At 49.2% G+C, this 23,542-nt stretch carries 16 protein-coding genes; 7 read left to right on the top strand and 9 right to left on the bottom strand.

Annotated features, from left to right (window positions below):
- Positions 1-29 precede the first annotated feature (29 nt).
- Complete coding sequence (locus NX720_RS14320) at positions 30-1,202, top strand: RNA-guided endonuclease InsQ/TnpB family protein (RefSeq protein WP_262595363.1); 1,173 nt, start codon at positions 30-32, stop codon at positions 1,200-1,202.
- 36 nt (positions 1,203-1,238) lie between these two features.
- On the opposite strand, the gene miaB is transcribed toward NX720_RS14320, so the two are convergent.
- Positions 1,239-2,582: a tRNA (N6-isopentenyl adenosine(37)-C2)-methylthiotransferase MiaB gene (miaB, locus tag NX720_RS14325; protein WP_262595485.1), complete on the bottom strand. Its 1,344-nt coding sequence runs from the start codon at positions 2,580-2,582 to the stop codon at positions 1,239-1,241.
- 77 nt (positions 2,583-2,659) lie between these two features.
- Between miaB and NX720_RS14330 the strand changes: the two genes are divergently transcribed.
- The 4 genes from NX720_RS14330 to NX720_RS14345 all read left to right on the top strand — a co-directional run bounded on the left by NX720_RS14330 (position 2,660) and on the right by NX720_RS14345 (position 7,266).
- Complete coding sequence (locus NX720_RS14330; RefSeq protein ID WP_262595486.1) at positions 2,660-2,839, top strand: hypothetical protein; 180 nt, start codon at positions 2,660-2,662, stop codon at positions 2,837-2,839.
- Between the two features lie 7 nt (positions 2,840-2,846).
- A complete protein-coding gene (locus NX720_RS14335) occupies positions 2,847-4,928 on the top strand; it encodes a hypothetical protein (protein ID WP_262595487.1) in 2,082 nt (693 codons plus the stop codon).
- A 234-nt stretch (positions 4,929-5,162) separates the two neighbouring features.
- Complete coding sequence (locus NX720_RS14340; protein ID WP_262595488.1) at positions 5,163-5,783, top strand: hypothetical protein; 621 nt, start codon at positions 5,163-5,165, stop codon at positions 5,781-5,783.
- Positions 5,784-6,039: 256 nt separating this feature from the next.
- Positions 6,040-7,266, top strand: a complete 1,227-nt coding sequence (locus tag NX720_RS14345) for a diacylglycerol/lipid kinase family protein (RefSeq protein ID WP_262595489.1) — start codon at positions 6,040-6,042, stop codon at positions 7,264-7,266.
- A gap of 15 nt (positions 7,267-7,281) precedes the next feature.
- Here NX720_RS14345 and NX720_RS14350 read toward each other — a convergent pair whose 3' ends face one another.
- Together NX720_RS14350 and NX720_RS14355 are read right to left on the bottom strand one after the other, a co-directional pair.
- Entirely contained in the window at positions 7,282-10,374 is a 3,093-nt protein-coding gene (locus tag NX720_RS14350; RefSeq protein WP_262595491.1) for an efflux RND transporter permease subunit, read from the bottom strand.
- Positions 10,371-11,489 (bottom strand): efflux RND transporter periplasmic adaptor subunit, encoded by a 1,119-nt coding sequence (locus NX720_RS14355; RefSeq protein ID WP_262595492.1) that lies wholly within the window; start codon positions 11,487-11,489, stop codon positions 10,371-10,373. The genes NX720_RS14350 and NX720_RS14355 overlap by 4 nt, the downstream gene beginning before the upstream one ends.
- Before the next feature lie 233 nt (positions 11,490-11,722).
- Between NX720_RS14355 and NX720_RS14360 the strand changes: the two genes are divergently transcribed.
- Positions 11,723-12,043 carry a DUF1820 family protein gene (locus tag NX720_RS14360; RefSeq protein ID WP_262595493.1) on the top strand — a complete coding sequence of 107 codons (321 nt, stop codon included), beginning with the start codon at positions 11,723-11,725 and terminating at the stop codon, positions 12,041-12,043.
- Between the two features lie 682 nt (positions 12,044-12,725).
- Here NX720_RS14360 and NX720_RS14365 read toward each other — a convergent pair.
- From NX720_RS14365 to thiE, 5 genes are all read right to left on the bottom strand, one after another.
- A complete protein-coding gene (locus NX720_RS14365) occupies positions 12,726-13,304 on the bottom strand; it encodes a hypothetical protein (protein ID WP_262595494.1) in 579 nt (192 codons plus the stop codon).
- A gap of 12 nt (positions 13,305-13,316) precedes the next feature.
- Complete coding sequence (locus NX720_RS14370; protein ID WP_262595495.1) at positions 13,317-15,125, bottom strand: hypothetical protein; 1,809 nt, start codon at positions 15,123-15,125, stop codon at positions 13,317-13,319.
- Positions 15,126-15,188: 63 nt separating this feature from the next.
- The gene (locus NX720_RS14375; protein WP_262595496.1) at positions 15,189-15,815 is read right to left on the bottom strand and encodes a hypothetical protein; all 627 of its coding nucleotides are present in this window, start codon (positions 15,813-15,815) and stop codon (positions 15,189-15,191) included.
- Positions 15,816-15,821: 6 nt separating this feature from the next.
- A complete protein-coding gene (gene hemL, locus NX720_RS14380; RefSeq protein ID WP_262595497.1) occupies positions 15,822-17,123 on the bottom strand; it encodes a glutamate-1-semialdehyde 2,1-aminomutase in 1,302 nt (433 codons plus the stop codon).
- Positions 17,124-17,134: 11 nt separating this feature from the next.
- Positions 17,135-17,752, bottom strand: coding sequence for a thiamine phosphate synthase (thiE, locus tag NX720_RS14385; RefSeq protein WP_262595498.1), 618 nt, complete (start codon positions 17,750-17,752; stop codon positions 17,135-17,137).
- 504 nt (positions 17,753-18,256) lie between these two features.
- On the opposite strand from thiE, the gene NX720_RS14390 reads away from it, so the two are divergent.
- A complete protein-coding gene (locus NX720_RS14390; protein ID WP_262595500.1) occupies positions 18,257-22,111 on the top strand; it encodes a hypothetical protein in 3,855 nt (1,284 codons plus the stop codon).
- Here the strand turns inward: NX720_RS14390 and radA are convergent.
- Positions 22,108-23,481, bottom strand: coding sequence for a DNA repair protein RadA (gene radA / locus NX720_RS14395; RefSeq protein ID WP_262595501.1), 1,374 nt, complete (start codon positions 23,479-23,481; stop codon positions 22,108-22,110). The two genes, NX720_RS14390 and radA, sit on opposite strands and share 4 nt — an antisense overlap.
- Positions 23,482-23,542: the final 61 nt, after the last annotated feature.

Below are 23,542 nucleotides of genomic sequence, written 5' to 3' on the forward strand. Positions count from 1 at the left end.
TATATTGATGAGTACTGAAATAACGTTCCATGCTGAGAGCCACCAAAGTACGAATCTATCCAACATCAGAGCAGGCGGAATTTCTCGACCGTCAGTTTGATGCTGTGCGGTTCGTATGGAACAAGGCCCTGGCTATTAAGGTTCATTATTACAAGGTTCGTGGGCAGAGCCTTTCTCCCAAAAAACACCTGAAGCCCTTGCTGGCAAAAGCCAAGAAAAGCCGAAAGTACTCATGGCTGAAAAACGCTGACTCTATTGCACTGCAACAGGCCACTATCAATCTGGATACGGCCTTTCAAAACTTTTTCAATCCCAAATTGCAGGCAAGATTTCCTCGCTTCAAGAAAAAGCATGGCAAGCAAAGTAGCTACCATTGTACGTCTGTCTCTGTGGGCGATAACTGGATAAAAATCCCCAAGTGCAAGCCCATAAGGGCTAAAGTGCATCGTGAAATAGTGGGTAAGGTGAAGTCTATCACCCTGAGCAGAACGCTAACCGGCAAGTATTTTGCCTCCATATTGGCTGATGATACCCAGGAACAACCAAAACAGATTGATAATCTTGAAGCTAATCAGGTTGTCGGTGTTGATATGGGGATTACTGATCTGGCTATCACCAGTACCGGCCATAAGACTGGCAATCCTCGCTTTCTGAAAAAAGCACAACGTAACCTGAAAAGAAAACAACAGGCTCTATCTCGCTGCAAGAAAGGCTCAAAAGGTAGGCACAAAGCCCGTTTATTGGTGGCAAAGGCGCATGAGCGTGTAGCCTTTGCCCGTAATGATTTTCAGCATAAGCTATCAAAACAACTCATCGACGAAAACCAAGCGGTAATTGTGGAGACACTGAAAGTTAAAAACATGCTCAAGAACAAGCGTCTTGCACGTTCTATTGCTGATGCTGGCTGGCACTCACTGATAACCAAACTCGAATACAAGGCAAAGCAGGAAGGTAAACATCTGGTGAAGATAGACCAGTGGTTTGCATCCTCTAAAACTTGCTCAGTCTGCGATTTGAAACAGGAAAAAATGCCATTGAGAATCCGATCATGGGAGTGTAGCTGTGGTGCTATCCATGACCGGGATATTAATGCAGCTCGCAATATCAAGAAGCAAGGCATATTGAAATTAAAGGCGGAAGGACTGTCCGTTTCTGCTGATGGAGGCTTGCGTAAATCCGGCAGACTGTCGGTTGCTGCCTAAGAAATCAGAAGCCTCACCCGATAGGGTGGGGAGCAGTCACTCCAGCTCGGAGCTTAAAATCCTGCCGCGCATAGAGTGGGCAAAGGCATCGGTCACTTCAACATTGGCAAAATGTCCGATCAGGCGTGGATCGTCGAACCTGAAGTTGACAATACGGTTGCACTCGGTACGGCCCATCAGTTCGCCGGGGTCTTTTTTGGAATAACCGGTGACCAGAATTTTCTGGGTAGAACCCACCATCCGACGACTGATCTGCATGGTTTGCTGGTTCAGGCGATCCTGCAGAATGCGCAGGCGCTGCTTCTTGGTGTCCGCCGTTACGTCGTCTGGCATATCCGACGCCGGAGTCCCCGGACGCTTGCTGTAGATAAAGCTGAAGGAGGCGTCGAAGCCCACTTCGGCAATTAACGCCATGGTGTCCTGGAAGTCTTCATCGGTTTCACCGGGGAAGCCAACAATAAAGTCGGAAGACATGCTCATATTCGGGCGATGCTCACGAATGCGGCGAACCTTGTCCAGATAGATGCTGGTTTCATGCTCACGCTCCATCAGCTTCAGGATACGGTTGGAACCGCTCTGAACCGGCAGATGCAGGTGGCTGACCAGTTCCGGTACTTCGCCATAAACATCGATCAGGCTGTCGGAGAACTCCAGCGGGTGCGAGGTGGTGAAACGGATGCGGTCGATGCCGTCGATGGCGGCAACGATGGTGATCAGTTCTGCCAGATCACAAATAGAACCATCGTCCTTTTCACCACGATAAGCGTTAACGTTCTGCCCCAGCAGGTTGATTTCACGCACCCCTTTCTCTGCCAGACCGACACACTCCGCCAGAACGTCATCCATTGGGCGGCTGACTTCCGGGCCTCGAGTGTAGGGCACAATGCAGTAGGTGCAGTACTTGCTGCAACCTTCCATTATGGACACAAAAGCGGTTGGGCCGTCGACGCTTGGTTCGGGCAGGCGGTCAAACTTTTCGATTTCGGGGAAAGTGACGTCTACCACCGGGATGTGATCCTGCTGGGTGGCGTCAATCATTTCCGGCAGGCGATGCAGGGTCTGTGGGCCAAACACCACGTCAACGTAGTGCGCGCGCTTGCGGATTTCCTCGCCTTCCTGACTGGCGACACAACCACCCACGCCAATTACCAGGTTGGGGTTCTTTTCTTTCAGGTGTTTCCAGCGACCGAGCTGGTGGAACAGTTTTTCCTGCGCCTTTTCGCGGACGGAACAGGTGTTGACCAGCAGTACGTCGGCTTCTTCCGGGTTGTCGGTCAGTTCCAGAGTATGGGTTTCTCCGAGCAGGTCTGCCATACGGGCAGAGTCGTACTCGTTCATCTGGCAACCGTGGGTCTTGATGTATAGCTTTTTGGTGCTCATGGCTGTCTCTGCGCTCACGGCTGTCTACTATCTGTTCAAAAGTGGCACATTATAGCCTTTGGCTGACGGGGTGGGTAGTGAGCAATATTTCTGATGCTGGTTGGGGGCTTACCCCTTCTTTTGAGGCGGATACCGGAACTTCAGCAGATACTGAATCATCGTCTCCTCAAGTTGTCAGTGCTTCTGACAGTCTTGTCTGCTTTTGTCCAAACATCCGCATAGACTGCCTGTCTAAAAATGAAGTCATCAAGGATTAAGGGGTAAGTGAGTATGGAGGCCGCGAGAAAAATAGATGTTGATGCTTATGCACTGAGAACTCCGGAGGGAGCTCAATCTCATAAAAGCCCGGATGGCGCAACCGTTGAGTCAGGTACGGTATTTGGCAGGGATATCAGCACTCAGTCTCCTGAAGAGAAATCTGCCTCTCTCCCCAAATCGTCTGCCAATCCCCTGTGCCAGACTTTGGAAGGTCTGACTATAACCCGGGTTGGCCACCCTGAAAGGTTTGTAGCCCATCCAGACATGCTGGGTCTGGAATACCTGGAAGAACCAGGTCTTGACGTGAAGGAGGTATGCAAGCGTATCAAGCAGGTTCGCAAAGGACGGATAAACGGACAGTACGAAGATGAAGGCCTGATCTACTGTAAGTATGTCAGGGATCAGCAATCTGCTCTGGAGCAGCTGGGAAAGGCTGTGGAGAAGAACCCGGTTGAAGTCATTTTTACCATGGAACGAGGCGGCACCTGTTTATATGATTTTCTCGAAACGTATATCCCTCCGGTTAGCCGTCCTGCGGTGGTGGTTTCAACAGCCAAAGAAATGGAACTCAGCTCTGCCAGGCATATTGAAAAAATGGGTCGGGAAGTTGGTAAGGCTTTTCATCTGGGGTATCGCCGGATAGGGGTGGTAGAAGTGAGCATCAGTGGTATGCAACTTCATGCAATAGTCAAGAAGCTCGCTGAGTGCATCGACTCCCTTTCTGACCAGAATGTTGAGGTTCATTGTTTTGTTCTCCGGCAGGCATTGTCAAAAAGACCCTACGATCAAAAGGAGAGAGAAACAAAACTGCGCAAGCTGCTTGAGCGGAATCCGGCCGTACATGTGCATGTTGTCGAAACCCCTTTTCTTCTTGGTGAAGACGTTGAGCAATATTTGCGCTACGGGTCGGAAAATCAACACCCTGTGAACTTGGTCTTGCCAGACCGAAGTCTCTGGCAGCTTCATAGCCATGGCGGCACCAGGCGGACTCTGAAAAATCTGGTGGCCGGGAAATACAATTCTTTCGTTCCCGGGCTCTGTTCGGGTGCTTCTGAACCTTGCCTTATCCCTCATAGAACCATTGATAGTGCAGACCTTGTCAAAACGGTATCAGAGGAAAAACAATTGTGCTCTGGCTGGGAACCTGGAAGGTGCTTCGACTATATTCTGGAAAATGGATGGGATGCCGTGCCGGATGAAGTTAATGGGAAGCCTAAACTATCCTTTCATGTCACTCGTGAGCGTATTTCTAACTTGAAACACTGGCTGGAAGCGAAAGCCAGGGATATCGATGAAAAGTTCAGGGGTATGGCTCCGAATGAATATATGACTCACTGCCAGGTTGAGTTTGACAGTCTTGAAGTGCAGGAACTGAAACCGGTTCTCCTGAAATTATGTTCCCAGCTTGCGTATCATGGGCAGCTGGATATGACGGCGACATTCAGGCGACACAGAAAAAAACTATTGAAGGCATTACCACTGACTGAGAAGCTGGCTGCACCGAAATCCAACACTCATTCTAAAACACCCGCAGTCACAGGCACGAAGAGCGGGGTAGCAAAACGTCAGTCAATAGATCTGGTGAAAGAGGGCGTTAGTTTGCTGGAAGCGGCAGACAAAGTGATTAATGGTAAATTGACACCTCGTTATGACGCAAATATGTCTAACTTTTTGAATAACAAACTTACTATTTTTATCAATAATCTATCTTCACAAATTGTCTCTGACGACTTATGTGATACAGATAGGTCGAAACTGATGGATATTCTTAATTCAGTCAAGCGTGCCCTTTTACCAGTGCTGAAATCAATGGATAAGAGTAAACAAACGGTTAAGAACAAAAAAACGGCAGAGGAGCTTAGTGAAGTTGTTGATAACTGTCTTACATTACTTGGACCTGAGAGTGCTTCTGAAACGACCCGGCGATGTTTTCTGACCATGAATGCTTTGATGCAGGGTAAGCTCTGCCGTCACTGGGAGTTTGTTCAGACACCTGTACAGGCCAGGGCTGTCAGGGAGGCGGGGGAGCATTACGCTCGAAACAGGCCTGTTCAGGAAGAGCCAGCTGGGGTATGGCATTATTTCTGATACTGGTTGGGATCTTTCCCTTTGAGCTGAAAGCCCGGAAAAGACTGTCAATATGAGACTTTCACCCTATCAATTGATCTTAAAGACTCTATCAATGCTGGCTTCTTGAACTATTATGCTTGCTATCCACCAGTATGAAGAAAGGTTGGACAGAAGATGAAGTTAGCCCATAAGTTATTCGAAATCAATGACCCCGAGAACAGGAGGAGTTTCAGATGGATTGAAGGAGCCAGAATGGTAGGGACAAACCGTATAACACCCATGCATGATTGGAAAAACAGGGTATATTTGGCAATGGTCGCCTACTGGCTAAAAACAGCAATTGCCAAAAATTCAGGTCTTTCGGCTGCCAAGAAGATTGGGTCGCACAGATATGGAACCATGATTGCAGAAACCCGGCCTACTCGCATAATCAGACCCAACATCGATGTTAGCCCCTTTAAAACCATACCCAGCATAGGGATGGATGGGTGTGCAACGGATTCCTTAAGGAAGTTTCTGATCGCCCAGAACCTGGTACCACAAGGTATAAAAGGCGGCTTTTTGCATGATTATGATGCACTTAATAATGCATTTGAATGGTTGGTCAATGGAGAATCAGGCAGCGAAGAGCCAGGCAGCCATTGTTGCCTGCTATGCCTTATTACTATAGATGAAATGAAAAAAAACCATGCCTTAGGCATACGCCGCCAATCCACTACGGAATGGGAACTACTCGAGCCTGATCAGGGTCTTTTTATTACTAGCTATCCTAACGAAGGTCCCCTGCGTTTACTCTTAGCAGTTCTCGAAGATTTTCATCTCCATTTTATCCACCAGGCATCCTGGTGGGTTATGTTCAAAGTATCATCTTGACTGTCTTGCTAAATATTTTGACTCGTCAGTAAAATCTGTGGCCACTTTTGCGCTCACGGCTGTCTGCTATCTGTTCAAAAGCGGCACGTTATAGCTTTTGACTGACGGTGTGGGTATTAAGAACTACACTTCACCTCAGCCGCCTGAATGGCAGTATTTACAGTGGGCGCAGGTGAAATTTCAGGACTTGTCCGTAATGTGGTCTGCTATAAATGATTACCCTGTTATGAGTCGTTATTGTTGAAGGTAAATATTAATGCCTGGCTCTATAAACCGAATAAAAAAACATCAGGTTGTATGTATTGTTACAAAAGAACTGCGCCGTTACGGTCAAGAGGTTTCATACAGGATAAAACCTGTCTTGTTGCTGTTTTTTGCATTGGTTTTTTCTGATGCCGTTACCGCCGGGATTACCCATGTCATTTTTGTTGTGAACCGAACGAGTAACGGTGGCACCGCAGGTAAGGTATGGGATGACGAAATTGCTCCCCTGGTGGATAAACGTTTAACGGTTCCGGGCTCAGCCAGCCAGGGCGCCGCACAGAAGATTCCGACTTATGAAGTAGCCTTCACGACAGGTGGAGACAGTGGTACAAAGATTTCTTCTGATGCGTACAGCCAGTGGTTAAAGCGAAAGCCCGGCAAAGATGACCAGCTGCTCGTTGTCGCAGCGGGCGGGGACGGTACAGTAAGCGACGTTGTACAACCTTTTGTTGATAATGAGCGGGTTGTGTTTGGTATTTTTCCCATTGGAACAGCGAATGAGTTAGCCCGAAGCCTGGGGGTGTTCGGACTAGTCTGGCAACAGACTCTGGATGTCTTGCTCCACGGAGATTCCCGCAGAGTCGGTGCTTATAAGGTGGATGCCTGCCTTCGGCAAGACCCGTCAATTAAACACACTGTTTATGCCGTTGATGAAGTCGATATTGGTTTCCTGACCAAAGCGTCTGAAGTAAAGCGGGCTCACGATACCGGAGAGCGCCCAAGCAGGCTTTTACAGTACACTCCAAGGTCTTTTATTTACACGGTGGCAGCCCTGTCTTATGCCTTTGAATGGTTTTCTCCCGGGCTGGCTCTTACGTTTGACGGTCAGCGGGAAGCAAGCGATATCGGATTGTTTCTTGCCTACACCGGATCAAGCAGTGGTGGGTTCTACCAGCTGTTCCCTGCCATGACGCCCGACAAGGCGCGGGGGCAGTCTCTGATCAGCACCAGCAAAAAAGGCTGGAAGGTTTTTTTTCAGTTGTCATCTCACTTGATGACCGGATACTCCAATCTGCGGTGGAATGAGTTTAATTCAGTCCGCGTAGATCATTCTGAGAAGGCCAAGCCCGAGGTAGTACAGGTCGATGGTGAACTCCGGTTGCAAACGCCGGCTGACATAAAATGGGTAAAAGAAATTTTTACATTTAAAGTACCCTGGAAAAAATTAAATGCAGCTACAAACTCTGACCAGGCGCCGCTTCCTGGTCAGCATGAGTGAACCGCTCCTGAGTTTTCAGTGAGTGGGGCAATTTTCCAGAGCCGCTTTCAGTTTATGCTCCATAGCCTTGGGTGAACCGGTTCTGGCTGCGACCAGGCGATACAGCCCCGGTGCAACAAACAGGGTCATAAAGGTGGCGACCAGAACGCCAGTGAAAATCACAATACCAATGGATGAGCGGGACTCATAACCTGCGCCACTGGCCAGTATCAGTGGAACTGAGCCCGCCAGCGTGGTGATGGCTGTCATCAGAATCGGACGCAGGCGGGCAACAGAGCCCTGAATAATAGCCTCCTCAAAAGCGACCTTTCGGTCACGCAGCTGGTTAATGAACTCGACAATCAGAATACCGTTTTTGGTGGCAAGCCCAATCAGCATGATCAACGAGATTTGGGTATAGATATCCAGTGACAGGCCTGTCCACAGCATACCTCCCATGGCTCCGGTGAGTGCCAGCGGTACGGTCATCATGATCACCGCCGGGTGCACGAAACTCTCAAACTGTGCCGCCAGTACCAGGTAAACCACCACCAGGGCCAGAATAAACGTCATGGCCAGGGAACTGCTGGAACGCTTGTATTCCAGAGACTCACCTTTGTAGTCGATGGTGGCTTCGTCGGGCAGCTCATCAATCACCAGCTGTTCGATATAAGCCAGCGCTTCGCCCAGAGAATAATCCCCCACCAGTTCAGCGGACAGCGTAATACTCTTGCGCCGGTTGTAGTGGCTGAGTTGTCGGGGTTGCCCTTCGATAGTGACGTCAATCAGGGTATCGAGCCGTACCAGTTCACCACTGGCTGAACGCAGATGGATGCGGGCGAGGTCGGCTATGGAATTAAAGTCATCCTTTGGCGCCCGAACGTTGACGTCGTACTCTTCACCATTTTGAATAAAAGTGGTGATATTTCTGCCAGCCAGTACGGTTTCCAGGGCGCCTGAAACATCGGAAACCGGAATCCCAAGCTCATGGGCGTAAGCCTGGTTGATGGTGACATTCATGCGGGGGGTGGTTTCGTTGTAATCGGTCTCCAGCTCTTGCAAGCCCGGATTTTCTGCGGCTTTTTCTTTCAGCAGCTCAACCCATTGCTGCACAACGTCATAGGAACCACCGCCAATAACCACCTGGACCGGCTGGCGTGCGCGGGTGCCAAAACTGGAAGGCACGATTGGCGAAACCCTCAGCTGGGCGATGGGTCGCAACAGACGCCGTATCTGATTAGCCACCTCAAATACGGTGACATCCCTTTCACCCCAGTGTTTCAGGTCGATGATCAGAAACATCTGGTTCTGACTCCTTCCCGGAGCCCGTATCCCCATGGACTGGATCGGGCCGTCTGGATGGGTGAGAGGCTTCATGCGTTGTTCGATTTCATCAACCAAAGGCACAAGGGCATGATAGCTGGTGCCTTCGGTAGCGCTCAAACTTACATACAGCCGTCCCTGATCCTCTCGGGAAACAAACGACTGCGGCAGTTGCTGGTAGGTATAGCCCATAAAGCCAAGACTTAAAACAACGGTTAGAACAGCAATCCAGTTGTGCTTCAGGGTAAAGTGCAATACCCGACGATAGCCGTTTTCCAGATGAGCAAACTGCTTTTCAACAAAATGGGTGAAAGGCCCCTGCTGCACATTCAGTTTTAATACACGACTGCCCAGGACTGGCCCCATGGTCAGGGCAACGATACTGGAAAACAGTACACTGGCAGCCAGGGTGACCGCGTATTCCTTGAACAGCATGCCCGCAGTGCCGGTCAACAGGGTAATGGGCAGAAACACCGCAACCAGTACCAGGGTGGTGGCGACCACCGCCATACCCACTTCACGGGTGCCACGGTAAGCGGCAACAATGAGAGGCTCCCCCTTTTCTATACGACGATGGATGTTTTCCAGTACCACAATCGAGTCATCAACCAGCAGGCCAACAGACAAAACCAGTGCCAGCAATGTTATCAGGTTGATGGAGTAACCAAACAACAGCAGTACGGCAAACGTAGCAATCAGTGAGACAGGCACACTAACGGCTGGTATGAGGGTGGCTCTGGCGCTGCCGAGGAAAATGTAGATAACCAGAATAACCAGCACCGAGGTGATGCCCAGTGTCGTATACACTTCGCTGATGGCACTTTTAATAAAGACAGAGCTATCAGACAATGGAGCCATTTCCATCCCCTTTGGCAGAAACGGCCTCAGTCGCTCGACTTCTTCTTTAACGGTTTCAACGACGTCCAGCGTGTTGGCATCGGACTGTTTCAGGAACTCCAGCATCACCATGCTGCGATTATTTAACCGAAATGTCTGATCTTCGTTTTCAGAGCCGGTTTCTACTTTGGCAATATCGGACAGATAAAGCATGGAGCCATCGCTGTTTTTACGAATAACCAGATTCTGGTAGTCGGCAACGGTCTGATAGCTGCGCTGTAAACGCAGGGTGTAACTTCGGGCAGGGTCGGTCAGGCTGCCTGCCGCCGCTTCCAGGTTTTCAGCCCGTAGCGCTTTTTCAACATCGGCCACTGTCACATTGCGACTGGCCATGGCAACCGGGTCCAGTTTGACCAGTAACGCCAGCTTGTTATAACCCCATGTCTCAACAGAGCTGACACCATCAATCAGGCTCAGTGGGTCGAGCAGTTTGCGGTTGATGTAATCACTCAGGTCGACCGGCGACATCCGGTCTGATGACACCGTGTAGCTGATAACGCCATCCCCGTCGGAATCGCTTTTTGATACCGTCGGGTCGTCCATGCTCTCTGGCAACCGTCGTTTAGCTCTGGAGACCGCATCTCGCACATCGTTAGCAGCCGCTTCAATGTCCCGGCCATTTTCAAATTCAATGCTGATTCGGGTACGACCATCGGAGCTGCGAGAGTCAATTGACCTGACACCACGGATACCGGACAGCTGGTCTTCAATCACCTTGGCAACCCTGGACTCCATAATGTCTGCGGATGCGCCTTCATAGCTTGCACTGACGGAAACAATGGGCGTAGAAACATCAGGGTATTCACGCAGGGGCAGGTTGTTAAAAGCCAGTACGCCAAAAACAATCAACAGCAGATTAATCACACAGGCGACAACGGGTCGCTTAATGGCAAGATCCGATAATATCATTGAGTCAGAACCTCACTGTTCTGGATGGACGCGGCACCTTCCCGGGTAAATTGCCGGGCAAACTGTCGATGTTTGTTGTTCGTAATAGAGGAAGGCGTCACGATAATGCCATTACTGACTTTATTAATACCTGCCGTAATGATCTCGTCACCCGCTGTCAGCCCTGAGTGGATATAGGTTTTGTCACCCACAATCTGCAGAGTAGTGACGGCTCGCTCCACCGCTTTGCTGTCAATAACAAGGTAAACGAAAGCCTGAGAACCCCGGTAAAAAACACTGCTGGTGGGTATGGTGATCACACTGTGCGGTGTTAATGGCAGAGTGGCCTGTGCCAGCAGGCCAGGACGCAGCAAGCCTTCCGGGTTGTCCAGTTCAGAACGGACTTTAAAATTACGGCTTTCAATGTTGATGACAGCATCAAGGCTTGAAATCGTTGCAGAAAAGTGACGGTCTGGCCAGGCTTCAAACTGAAGGTTGACGGTCATTCCTGTACCGATCTGACTGAGGTACTTATCAGGAAAATTCAGGTCAACATACAGATGCTCCAGGTTTGTCAATGTTACCAGACTGTCACCCGCTTTCACGTATTGTCCGGGACTGAGGTCGCTTAAACCTAAAATACCGTCAAAAGGTGCTTCCAGTGTATAAAAAGACAGAGTGGTTACGGCTGCGTCAACCAATGCGCTGGATTGTTCAACCAGCGCTTCCTGAGCCTGAAGTTCGGAGAGAGAAACAGCTTTTTTAGCGACCAGCAGCTGCATCTCATGTAAGCGACGCTGGTCGTCCAAAAGTCTGGCTTTAGCCTCATGTAATTTAGCCTGCTGAAAGCGGCTGTCTATTTCAATCAGGGGGTAACCGGCCTGGACAGCCTGGCTATCAGTGAAATTGATTTTATTGATGGAGCCCGCTACCTGGCTGGTCAGGGTAATCTGGTTCCTGGCGTAAACGCTGCCCAGTGCCGTCAGTTCTTCCTGCCAGGTCTGTGCCTGAACGGTTTGAACATCGACAATCACACTGTTTCCCTGCCCCCTTTCCTGACCGCTGCCACTGGCAAGGGCCCCCGGTATGAATGAAAGGCTTGCTAATACGATGAGACTGATCTTTATAAGATTCATGGTGCTAAAGCTAGAGTTCATAGATTGCTGTATTCATTCCCGCAGCCAGTATAAACAGCACTGAATGGCAGAGTGTGTCGGTCAACTACCAAGATGTATCAAAACTGTATCAAGCCGCTGTTTTCCACGGATTTAACCGGAAGATGAGTGTGTTATGCTTGCCGCGTTATTAAGCCACCTTTGCTGACAACAAAGCAAACCGGTGGAAGTGATCAAGAAGGTTTTAATCATCGATGTCGAAAACACAGGTCTTTCGAGTTATTTTTCAAAACGAAGGCGAAGTCTTTGAAGTGTATGCACGCCAGATTTTTCAGAGTGAGCTCTGGGGCTTTATTGAAGTGGAAGAATTTGCCTTTGGCGAACGCAGTCAGCTGCTGGTTGACCCCAGCGAAGAGAAACTGAAGAACACCTTTGAAGGCGTTAAGCGCAGCTATATTCCACTGACGTCTATTATCCGAATTGATGAAGTGGAAAAAGAAGGTACGGCCAAAGTGACTGAAGCCAAAAGCGGAAATGTGCGCTCTTTTCCAATGCCGCCGTTGAACTCCAAATGACTGCTCCTCCAATTAAAGAGTGTCGACTCTAAAATAAACATCATCGCTCCCGCGAAGGCGGGAACCCACCGCAAACGCTGACCCTTCAAAAAGGGTTAGGAAACTGTGTCGCTAAAGGGTTTTCCTACTACAATCATGCTTCTCCCAGCTTTTGAAAGCTTCCGTACATGAAAAAAACACTTATCTTTATTTTCTGTATTGCCTCCCTTGGTTCACCGTTACGCGCTTCCTGTGATGAAGAGATTGCCGTATATCCGTGCAAGGACAATAAGGGGAAAAGATTTTATTTAATTCAGAACATTAATCTAGGGGTCACTCTCAATTACGCCAACCCAGCCATAAACTATTACTGGACCCTTTTTAGTCGCGAGCTTAGCATAACCTATCATTTATATGCTCCACCTGTACCAAACTTTAACGCCGGCTCTCTGAGTAGTGCTACCCTGTACATTTCAGGCTCCCACGTACAATCACTAGTTGTCTATTTTCACCCGGATACCGCTAGATATTTTGCTCAGAACAGTCAAATTATCCAACAGCTTCTACCTCCACCTCCTCCACCTCAATTTCCACGAGCCTTACTTCCAGTTTTTTGGGGTGGCGGAGCATCCAGCCACTGATATAAAGCCGCGTTCGCTGGCCGAGAGCACACTTGAGCAGAGCAGGGATAACAGGTCAGGAATCAGTCTTCCACCGACGTCTTTAACCAGTCACAGGCATCCAGCAGAGCGTTACTGGTCTCCTGCCACTGGACAGGCTGCCCCGGTGCTGGCTGGATACCCCAGGCAGACGGCATTCCAGCCGGACGAACGACGACAATGCGGCTGTTGCCGGGTAGTTTGCCTTTCTCCCTGGCTTCAGCAGCGGCCACTGCCATGATGGCAATCAGTTCATACTGATCCGCTAAATCCGCTTCCGGATCGGGGTGATGAGGTGTTGGCAGGTGGCTCTGGTGGAAAATGGCAAAATCATTGTCAACCAGATAATAATGCGTAGCGGCAGACTCCACACCATGACCGTCAATGCCAAAGACCAGATAGTGGTCAGGTGTCTTTTGTTCAACTTCATTCAGAAACCAGCTCAGATTCCATGGGCCGGGGGCATTGCTGCGGGTGGTTAAATACCCGGCGTCGTCCGGGCATTGCAACTGATCAGACAGGTTTTTGGGTACAGGCGGAACAGGTAATCCTGCTTCGAGCATAGCCTTGTTGATGGTCTCTTTAGCCTGGTCATTTGGTTGCAGCATTTTTTTGGAATTCATGGGATGCCTGCCTTATACAGATCGTGTGAGTTGTGGATCAGGTCGGTTATAAAGCTGTTCTGCCTGTTGCGATAGCGCATTAAAATACGACTGTGGCTTCCCGGTTGAACGCAGGAAATCCGCAACACGCTGTCCCCCTTTGCCACCTTCTGTTGTCGGACTTCTCCAGGTTAACCAGTCGTCTACCACCTTACCTTCACTAGCCAGCTTCCGGGCATGCTGTTTCAGGTCATTCAAACGAAACAGAGTGGATTCAATTTCTTTCTTATCGAGAAGCGGTTCCAGGTCGCGCCTGAGACGATCTTTGTCAAGGGCTTCCAGTTTGTCAAAGGTTTCCCGGCTAATCAGCTCTGGCTTGCCCGGCCAGGGCAGGGGCCAGTCACCCAGTTTCCGGTCAGGTTCAGGGTCGGTGACTTCACGCAGACCCGGATAAAATGCCTGATCATTGTCAATCAAAGTCACACCACCGGTATCCGGGTCAATAAACAGGTTGGTACTGTGACGGTCCTGCTGTCCGGTCAGACAGTCCAGCCATTGGGCGTCGGTCAGGTTTTTCTGGAGGTTGGCTGAAGCGGTGGGCTTTTCGAGAGAGTCGTAGGCAATGTTTTCCGGCTGCCCGATTTCATTGTTGAATGGCTGAACTCCCTGGGCTTCTGTCATAAGCAGGCCCATTTTACCCTTATGGGTGGTCAGGGTCATGGCGGGTAACAGCTTCAGGTCAAGGGCATTCTGCAACTTTTGTGCGGCAAGGTTTCGACCTGCAAAACGGGGGCGGGACTTATCCAGGTATTTGTCCTTTCCTACCACACGCTCATACTGACTGTTGTCTTTAGCGTCATCGGCTTTAAAGAGGTAATCTCTGGGCGGGTCATTCTCGGTGATACCGGGAAACGTCAGCTTTTGTACACTGTGCTGCCTGCCTGCGCCAAAAGGTTCTTCCGGTTTCAACAGGTCAGCGTCGGTCAGGGTGGTAAACTCGTCGGTCAGACCAGGGTTTAGTGGGTAGCCCAGACGTTTCAGTTCAGTCGCTTCTCCCCAGCTGAGTTTGCCATTCAGAAAAGGGCTTTTACGGTCATCCATGACCTGAACCAGCAACGCCCTCTCAGCATCCATCTCCCTGCTTAACGTTTGCAGGGCCGCGAAGTCTTCCCGTGAATAATACGCTCGACCTGAGTTGGATATTTCAGCAATGACCTGCATGCCCTGCTCCAGAGTGTCAATCTGGCTTTGTGCCTGAGCTTTGATCTCTTCGGCGGTGGTGGGCATGAACTTCGCCTGTTCACTTTTATGTTTATCCAGCACGGAGGCAATTTGAACCAGATGTTTTGATTTCAGGCTGGCACTGGCCTGACTGTGACGGCTGGTGCCTTTCAGGAAGGCGTCGGTGACGCTGGCGGCTTTTTGTCTCAGCTTGTCAGAGCTTTGCTGGACGTCATGGAAACGTTCAGATACCCGGGACTGGTTGATCAGTTTTCTCAGTCCGTGATTTTTGTAGGCTGAAGAAACGGGGGCTGCTGCTTTTGCCTGCGGCAGTGTCTGTGCCGTAGTTCGGGGATGACCAGGCTGGGCAGGCACTTGTGTCAGGTTTATCTGAGGGCGGGGCTGGCTTTTGCTGATGTTATAGTTCGATAATTTTTTGGTTTCTCTTCTGGCGGTGAGCCTGGTTTTTAATCCTCTGAGTTTTCCTTTTATAACGTCTATTTTGCTGGTTTTTCTGTCAAAGGCAGTGCCTTCCGTTTTGTCCGGGCTGGCAGGCTGGGGGGGATTGCTTAAATGCGCCGGAACATTCCGGGAGGAGGCTCCTACGGATGAGTTGCTCACAATTGCTTCCCTGCAAAAGTATGGATGAATACGCCAAGTATAGGCTGCGAGCAATAGAGTAATTCAGGGCTTTTCAGGCTTTTTCTGACGGAGCAGAAAGTACAGTCCGGTACCCAGCATCAGGTTGCCAAGGGCGATAAAGTAACGAAACAGATTCAGGCGCAGATAGCCTGCAAGGGTGCCTTCATTGCCTATCAGCATGCCGCCGACAAAGAAGCTGGCAAAGGACACCATAATCAATGCTTTAGTGCCTGCGCTCATGTAAGAACGGGTAACCATCACGAGACCTGCGATGATGCAGAGCGCCAGTTGCAGATCCCGGTACACAGTCTCCAGCCCATACCAGCGCGATACTTCAAACAGCAGGCAGACCGACAGAATCGCCCTCCACCAGGCCGCTGCACTCCAGAGCTTTGCCGTCAGAATCTGCACCAGGGCAATGGTAACGAGGGGGGGGGACATAAAGGTGGCGATGTTGTTGAACATCCAGTATGGCCCAGCCCAGGCAGTAGAGAAACCGTAATTGAGCGCGCCCAGACCGCCTGCGACCGCCATCAGCAGAAAGCCAAACAAAGCCGCTTTGGCGGGCAGCTTGTGTGCCGGATCAAAGTCCTTTTGCTGGGATAAAAGGAAAACGGGGAAGGCGCTGGCAAAAGCCAGCACCGCATCAGACATAGCAAGAGAAATCATTCAGGGTCATTGGTTTAATAAAGATTGAAAAGCCCGCCCCGCAGCGGCGACGGTTTGTTCTATTTCCTGATCGCCGTGGGCGGCAGAAATGAAACCGGCTTCGAAAGCAGAGGGCGCAAGATAAATCCCTTCGTCCAGCATGGCGTGGAAGAAACGCCCATACAGCTCACTGTCACAGGCCATCACCTGATCGAATCGCTCCACGGTTTCCTGTTCGGTGAAGAACAGGCCAAACATGCCTCCGGCCTGAACGGTTCGCAACGGAATGCCCGCCAGGTCAGCCTGATGCCTGATGCCTTTCAGCAGTTGTTCAGCCTTGTCGGTCAGGTCGTCATGAAAACCCGGCTGAACAATATTGTTCAGGGTTGCCAGACCGGCCGCCATTGCCAGTGGATTACCCGACAAAGTACCTGCCTGATAAACCGGTCCCAGCGGCGCAAGGTGTTTCATCACATCCCGGCGACCACCAAAGGCCCCCACCGGCAGTCCGCCACCGATAATCTTGCCGAGCGTGGTTAAATCAGGCTTGATGTCGTAATGCGCCTGAGCGCCCCCAAGGGCTACCCGGAAGCCGGTCATCACTTCATCAAAAATCAACAGGGCTTCGTGTTCGTCACAGATTCGGCGTAACCCTTGCAGGAAGCCCGGAACCGGAGGGATGCAGTTCATATTGCCAGCAACAGGCTCAACGATAATACAGGCGATTTCAGAACCTGCTTCCCTGAAGGTTTCCTCGACAGAGTCCAGGTCGTTAAAGGTCAGGGTTATGGTGTTTTCTGCCAGCGCTTCAGGAACACCGGGAGAACTGGGTACGCCCAGAGTCAGGGCTCCGGAACCGGCTTTAACCAGCAGGGAGTCAGAGTGGCCGTGATAGCAGCCTTCAAACTTGACGATACGATCCCGACCGGTAAAACCACGAGCCAGACGGATGGCGCTCATGGTGGCTTCGGTGCCCGAGTTCACCATCCTCAACAGTTCCATAGACGGGAACAGCTGACGCACTTTCAGGGCCAGTTCGGTTTCCAGGGCGGTAGGCGCGCCAAAACTCAGACCTTTTAACGCCTGTTCACGCACGGCGGCCACTACATCCGGATGGTTGTGACCAAGAATCATTGGCCCCCAGGACCCTACGTAATCAATAAGCTCGTTTCCGTCAACGTCTTTCACATAGGCTCCCAGGGCGCTCTGGAAGAAAACGGGTTTGCCGCCCACGCCTTTGAAAGCACGAACAGGGGAGTTTACCCCACCGGGAATGACTTGCTGCGCTTCACTGAACAAAGCGCCGGAACGGTTATCGGATCGAGCCATGAATGTTTTCCTTACAGGCAAAGTTCACTGAGTTCACGGGCCCGGTGCTGAATATCGGGTGCTGCAAACAGGTTGTTTACAACAGCGATCATGTCCGCACCCGCCTCTATTATTTGGGAAGCATTATCTACCGTAATTCCACCAATAGCTACCACAGGTACTTTAAAACGCTGCCGGGCTTCCGGCAGCACAGCCAGGCTGGCGGTTTTGGCATCCGGCTTGGTTTTGGAGTCGAAGAACCTGCCAAAGGCGATGTAGTTGGCACCGGCATCAATGGCTTTCTGCGCCAGCTCTATAGAGCCACTGCAGCTTACGCCGATAATGGCGTAATCCCCCAGGCGGGCTCTGGCTTCAGCAGCGGACGTATCGCTCTGGCCGACGTGTACGCCATCGGCTTCAACCGCTGCTGCCAGCTCTACGTCATCGTTAATAATCAGGATCGCCTGATGCTGGTGGCAGAGCACTTTCAGGGCTCCGGCCTGCCGCAGGCGTTTATTCTGGTCGTCGCTTTTATCGCGGTATTGCAGAACCTTCATACCACCATGCAAAGCCTGTTCCGCTGCGTGCAGCAGGCTGTTGTCGTCGGGTAGCAGATGGCTGTCGGTAACACCGTATAGACCTTTGAGCATGATGGCCTCCTGTCTGATTCTTAATTGAGCCGAAGTATACCGGTTGCTATCGGGCATTGGCAGATAATTCAGCCCCCCCGCCCTATTAGAGTCTATAATTGCCGGCTTTCAAAAAGTGGTGGACGGATGTTGTCAGAAATAAAAAAAGTTAAGCTTTTCTTACAACAACTTTTACTGTTTCTGTTTTTATCCGGAGCACTCAGCTCTGGTCTTTTTGCTGAAATGGTTTCAGAAGATGCAGAACTTTATAATGCAGAGCTTTCTGTTCCCGGGGTTTCTATAAAGGTTCCGCTGAATCTTCAGGCTCTCGGCTCTACGGTTGCGACACAGCTGGCCATCTCTTTCGCACTCCTGTTGCCAGCCAGCGTACTTCAGAGCACAGGCTGGCAACGGGAGCAGACCTCCTATTTTATCCTGCAGGCTTTCAGGGGCGCGAACCGTCTTTATTTGTATAATCTATTTCAGCAATGGCTCTCCGGGCTTTTGTTTCCTGATTTTTGGTGGATGCCTGCTGCCATACCGGGAGCCACTTCTGAAGCCGGTACGACCAACCCGAGGCTTGGCTATCAGACACCGATAGAAACCAAACCTTACTACCGGTTACAGCAGGACAATTTTGGCACCCTGCACAGCCTGGTGGCTTACGTAACAGAGATGAAGAAGCAGCTGTCACCGGGTCAGGCAATGGTAATAAGTGATGACTGGAAAGCCGAGCTGCAGATTTTGCAACAGGATACGACAGGAACCACGTACTCAATAACCCTTCCCGGTCTTGATAATACAACCAGCACTTACGAAGTGGGTAGCCATGATAATGTCTACTGGATCAAACGATTTAACAGGATAAATATAGGGCGTTATCAAAAAATTGTCTGGAGTGAACCTGAAGAAGGAAGTGCGACAACCGAGTTAACCATACAGCTTGTCAGCCCGATGAAATACCGGGAATCAGGGGTACCGATAGAACTGACGATTCCTCAATGGTTAAGTCACAGGTTATTGGCGGCAGGCTCAGCTATGGCTCTGGCAGATTTTAACAGGTTGTTTATCGGGTGGTACCGATCTGTTTTTTTAGCGTCAGACCCAAACCCGGGAACGCTTTCCAAAATGCTTTCACCAGAACCTCTGGAGAAGGTCGGTTCTGAAATACAGAACACGATGATATTAGCTTCTTCCGATTGTCTTTATTGCGATGGCGGGAATAAGGTACCCGTCTATTTCCCGCATGGTGTTCCTGAGTCGTATGTAAGAAAAGCACCTGATTCTCAGGGGCAGGCTTCCGGATCAGGGGATAGAAATAAAAAATCCGAAAAGACAAGTCTGAACCCCCAGGCCAGAGGATCAAATCAAAAGACGTTAAAATTCAGGCAGAATAAGGGTAACGATGACAAGAATCCTCCACCATCCACTTATAACAGGTCACCGACGCAAGACGCTGCTCCAAAGACTCTTTTGGAGCAGGCAACAGAGGTGTTTTTTCTCAACAGAGGGCTGAGTGGGCAAGTTTTGTCGGCACCGTTATTGCCGGGCGTCAAAACATTAATTTACTCGCTAAGTTCTGCGGGTATGCTCCAGATTTTGCCCGTTGAAGGTGTAGCTATTGATCAGTGGCCAATGGTTGTAAGCAAGCGGCTTTCTCGTTACCTCAACAGCGTTTTCTCTGCAACCGGCCAGTCTGTTTTTCCGGAGGCTGACGGTGAAAACGAGTATGTTGTAGAAATGACTCAGACAATGTTCAATAATATTGTTGATAATTTTGAACACTTCTGGAAATTGGCTGACGCCGTCAATACATTACAAGATCGTCTAAAAAAAATCATCTCAAGCTTCTGTGATGAAACAAAAGTAGAAAGCTGTTATTACGGTGGATTTTCAGTAAGAGAGTATTTGCTTAATCAAAACCTTGATCACGGACAGCGACTCTATTCCGAAAATCTTTCTATTACAGGGGATATCGATGTTCTTTTTTCATTAACATCTGACCGTGTGGAATATTTTAAAGAATTTATGGGCAAAAGACTTGCAGAACATGGTTTTAAAATTTCAGGCTTTGCAAAAGACAAGTTACTGTTTACGTTTCCCGTAAGAGAGAATAAAGAACTGCCGTATATCCTTAGCAGCTTTGATTTCTCTGGGGTGGGGGAGTGGGAAGCGTTTAATGGTTATTTTCCAGGTCTGGACGTAGCCATGTCTAAATCAGAAGAGCAGGCATCCTTTCTGACAGAGGCGCAGGTAATCGCGGAGAGTGTGAGGCGAGGGTTGCATTTTGAGGCCTCCAAGCGAGGCACTACCACCTTGGCCAAGGAAGGCAAGCATTGGGATCGTATTTTTTTGCTGAATAACGCTTTTCCAAAAAATACTGTATTCAACATGCTTGTGGGAAGTATAAGCCTGAGTGTTAAGAATGGTAAGATGGCAGAGATGCTTAATACGATGTCTGAGAAAATAAAAAAGAGTGACTTGGATAATGTTCGTTTGAGTGCAGAATTATTGAGAATTCATGGTTCTTGTGAATCACTGAAGTTATCCACTGCACACCATAAGAAGCAGGCTCTGGAAAGGTTGAGGACTATTAAATTTAATCAGGAAGAAATAGCTGAACTACAGCTTGAGAAAAAAGAACTCGCTAATAAAATAAGTGAGTTGACAAAATTTGTTTCTGAGGAAAGTAAGGACGATTCAGCAAGCAGGTACTTAGAAAAAGAACAGCTGAACAGTGAAATTAAAAAATTAAAAGTTCTTATGGAGGAGAGCAGTAAAGAAACAGAAATTTTGTTTTCAGAAAAAGAAAATATGAGTCATAGATTGAAAAATTCCATGATACTTAATTTAAAATTGGAAAAAGAAAATTCTGAACTACTTGTTGAAAATAAAGGCTTTAATGATGAGGTGTTTAAGTTAAAAGAAATTAATGGAAAAGGCTTAAGAAAGATAGGAATCCTTGATTTTAAGAATAAAGAACTAGAAAGTGAGTTGAAAAAAATCAAACGGAAAATTTATGAATATGAGCAGCAAGCAAAAGCACGGAATGAAAATATAAAAGATTTAAACGAAGCTCACGATAAAAAGTCGGTGGATACTTCAGATCAGGAGCTTAAAGATAAAGTTGCAGAGCTGGAAATGGAAATTGATTTTTTAAATAAAGAAAAAAAATTGAGTCGTAGATTAAAACTTTCTGAAAAAGACCAGAAATATCTTAATAAAGAAAATGATAAATTAAAAAAGCATATAGATGATTTAAAACGCCAACGGCTTTCGAATAAAAAAACCTCCTCACCCATTAAGTCTGCTAGTCAAAACAGGGCACAAGCCAGCAAACCGGGAATCAACAAAAAACCTGAAGGTAGTCAATGGTATAGATGGTTTGCCCATAATGCCTATGACTATAAACTGGAGCTAAGCCTGATGGCGGGTGCTGCGGCTCTTACAGGGTATAAATTGGTAAGCTCCCGGGATAACGGTTGTGGAAATATCAGTCGGTACGGTTTCAGACAACTTTGTTTAAATCCGGTTAATGATGACCGTTTGGGGCGGGATATTCTGGAGGTAATGGATAGTTTGCCTGATGAATACAGAATTATTAGCTATCGTATTTTTTTGGCTAATATGGATCAGGGAACAATGGTTCCCGTGAAAAGCAAGGTGGCTTCGGAGATTAAGAAAGCAAAAAAAGGATTGAATGAATACCACCATTTAATGATGGCGCATTCCCGGCATTATCCGTTATGGCAAATGACAGCACAGCAGTTGTTGCAGATTAAGAAAGGTATCAGTTCTGCCTGGAAAGCAGAAGGTAAGCCTGGTTCACTCTACAAGGCAGCCAAGGGAATAATCGACTACTGTGGCTTAATGCCTGATAGCATACGGCAGGAAGAGTGCAGCCGGGAAGCATTAATAAAACTGCGCAGTAATCGCTCTCTGAACAACAGTGTTATCTTCAAAGGAAGAGACATTAAGCCCAGTGAGAAAAACTGGTTTATTGCTTTCCTTCCTGTATGGGGTTTTAGCCGCTCAGGTAAGCTGACCTGGCACGATGTCTGGCCTTATCGCCTCGACAGCAAGGGGTATACTATTCTGGGTTCTGCGGAACTGGATGAACCATTTTTATATAAATGCGATAGTTCCAGAGGAAAAAAAGAATCCATTTTTACACGTCTCAAATGGATTGGAATAAAGTCAGATTCATGCCTTGGGGAGGGTATATTCTATATTACCCGGAGTAAAAATTCAGTCTTTTGGAGTCGGTCATTGTACAGGGATGATAAACACTATGTTGAGAGCAACGATAACAGAAAAACATTTTATGGGGGGGCATGGGAATACAATACCTCACCCCATAATAGCTGGAGGCGATTTTAAATCGCCTCCAGGGCCTCGGACAGCTTACTGATACCCACGACGTCCAGCCCCGCAATGGGCTTTCTGGGCTTATTAGCAACTGGAACAATGGCTCGCTTAAAGCCATGCTTGGCAGCTTCTGCCAGTCGTTCCTGACCATTGGCGACCGGGCGGATTTCTCCGGCCAGACCCACTTCACCGAAGGCGATCAAATCCTGTTGCAGAGGCGTGTCCCGCAGGCTGGAAACCACGGCCAGAAGGCTGGCAAGGTCGGCAGACGTTTCACTGACCTTAACGCCCCCGACGACGTTGATAAACACATCCTGGTCACTGGTGAAAATGCCGCCGTGACGGGTAAGAATCGCCAGCAGCATAGCCAGACGATTTTGTTCCAGACCAACAGTTACACGACGGGGGTTGCCCAGTTGAGATTCAACCACCAGTGCCTGTATTTCAACCAGAAGCGGGCGTGTGCCTTCCCAGAGTACACTGATGATACTGCCGGAAGTGGGTTCAGGGGTTCGGGACAGAAAGATGGCAGAAGGGTTTTTGACTTCCTTCATGCCGGTTTCCGTCATGGCAAAAATACCCAGTTCATTGACCTGGCCAAAACGGTTTTTGGTGGCACGCATAATGCGGAAACGGGAGTCGTCGGTATTGCCCAACATTAACTGGGTATCAATGATATGCGACAGTGTCATAGGGCCCGCCAGCGAATTGTCTTTGGTGACATGCCCGACAAGTAATAGTACGGTTCCGGTCTGTTTAGCAAATCGGGTGAGAAACGCCGCAGACTCTTTTACCTGTGCTACGCCACCGGGAGCTGCATCCACACCGTTCATAAACATGACCTGAATCGAATCGATAACGATAACACCGGGCTTTTCCTGTTCGGCAACGGCGACAATGTTTTCGGCACTGGTTTCAGCCAGCATTTTTAGCCGGTCAGCAGGTAGCCCCAGTCGTTTAGCCCGGGCAGCGATCTGTTGTAATGATTCTTCGCCGGAAACGTAGAGTGCGTTCATCTCCCGGGCAACATGACAAAGCACTTGTAGCAGGATGGTACTTTTACCTGCACCGGGGTGACCGCCGATCAGAACCGCGCTGCCTTTAACGAAGCCTCCACCCAGAACCCGGTCAAACTCTGACATGCCGCTGGAAAAACGTGGTGCCTCTGCAACATCCACTTCGCTGAGGGTTTGCAGACCGGACAGGGTACCGGCAAAGCCTGCTTTGTTGGCGGCAGCAATTGAAGGTGCGGCGGCAGGGCCAAGGTTAACCTCTTTAAAAGTATTCCAGGCTTTGCATTCGGGACACTGCCCCTGCCATTTAGCGGATTCGCTGCCACACTCGGTGCAGACGTAGGCCTTGCGGGTTTTTGATTTTGCCATAAAGGGGTATTTTTCAGATAAAGGCTCATAATAACCGTTGCAGGGAGTGGGCGATATTCTT

Source organism: Endozoicomonas euniceicola, from assembly GCF_025562755.1.
Classification (GTDB): domain Bacteria; phylum Pseudomonadota; class Gammaproteobacteria; order Pseudomonadales; family Endozoicomonadaceae; genus Endozoicomonas_A; species Endozoicomonas_A euniceicola.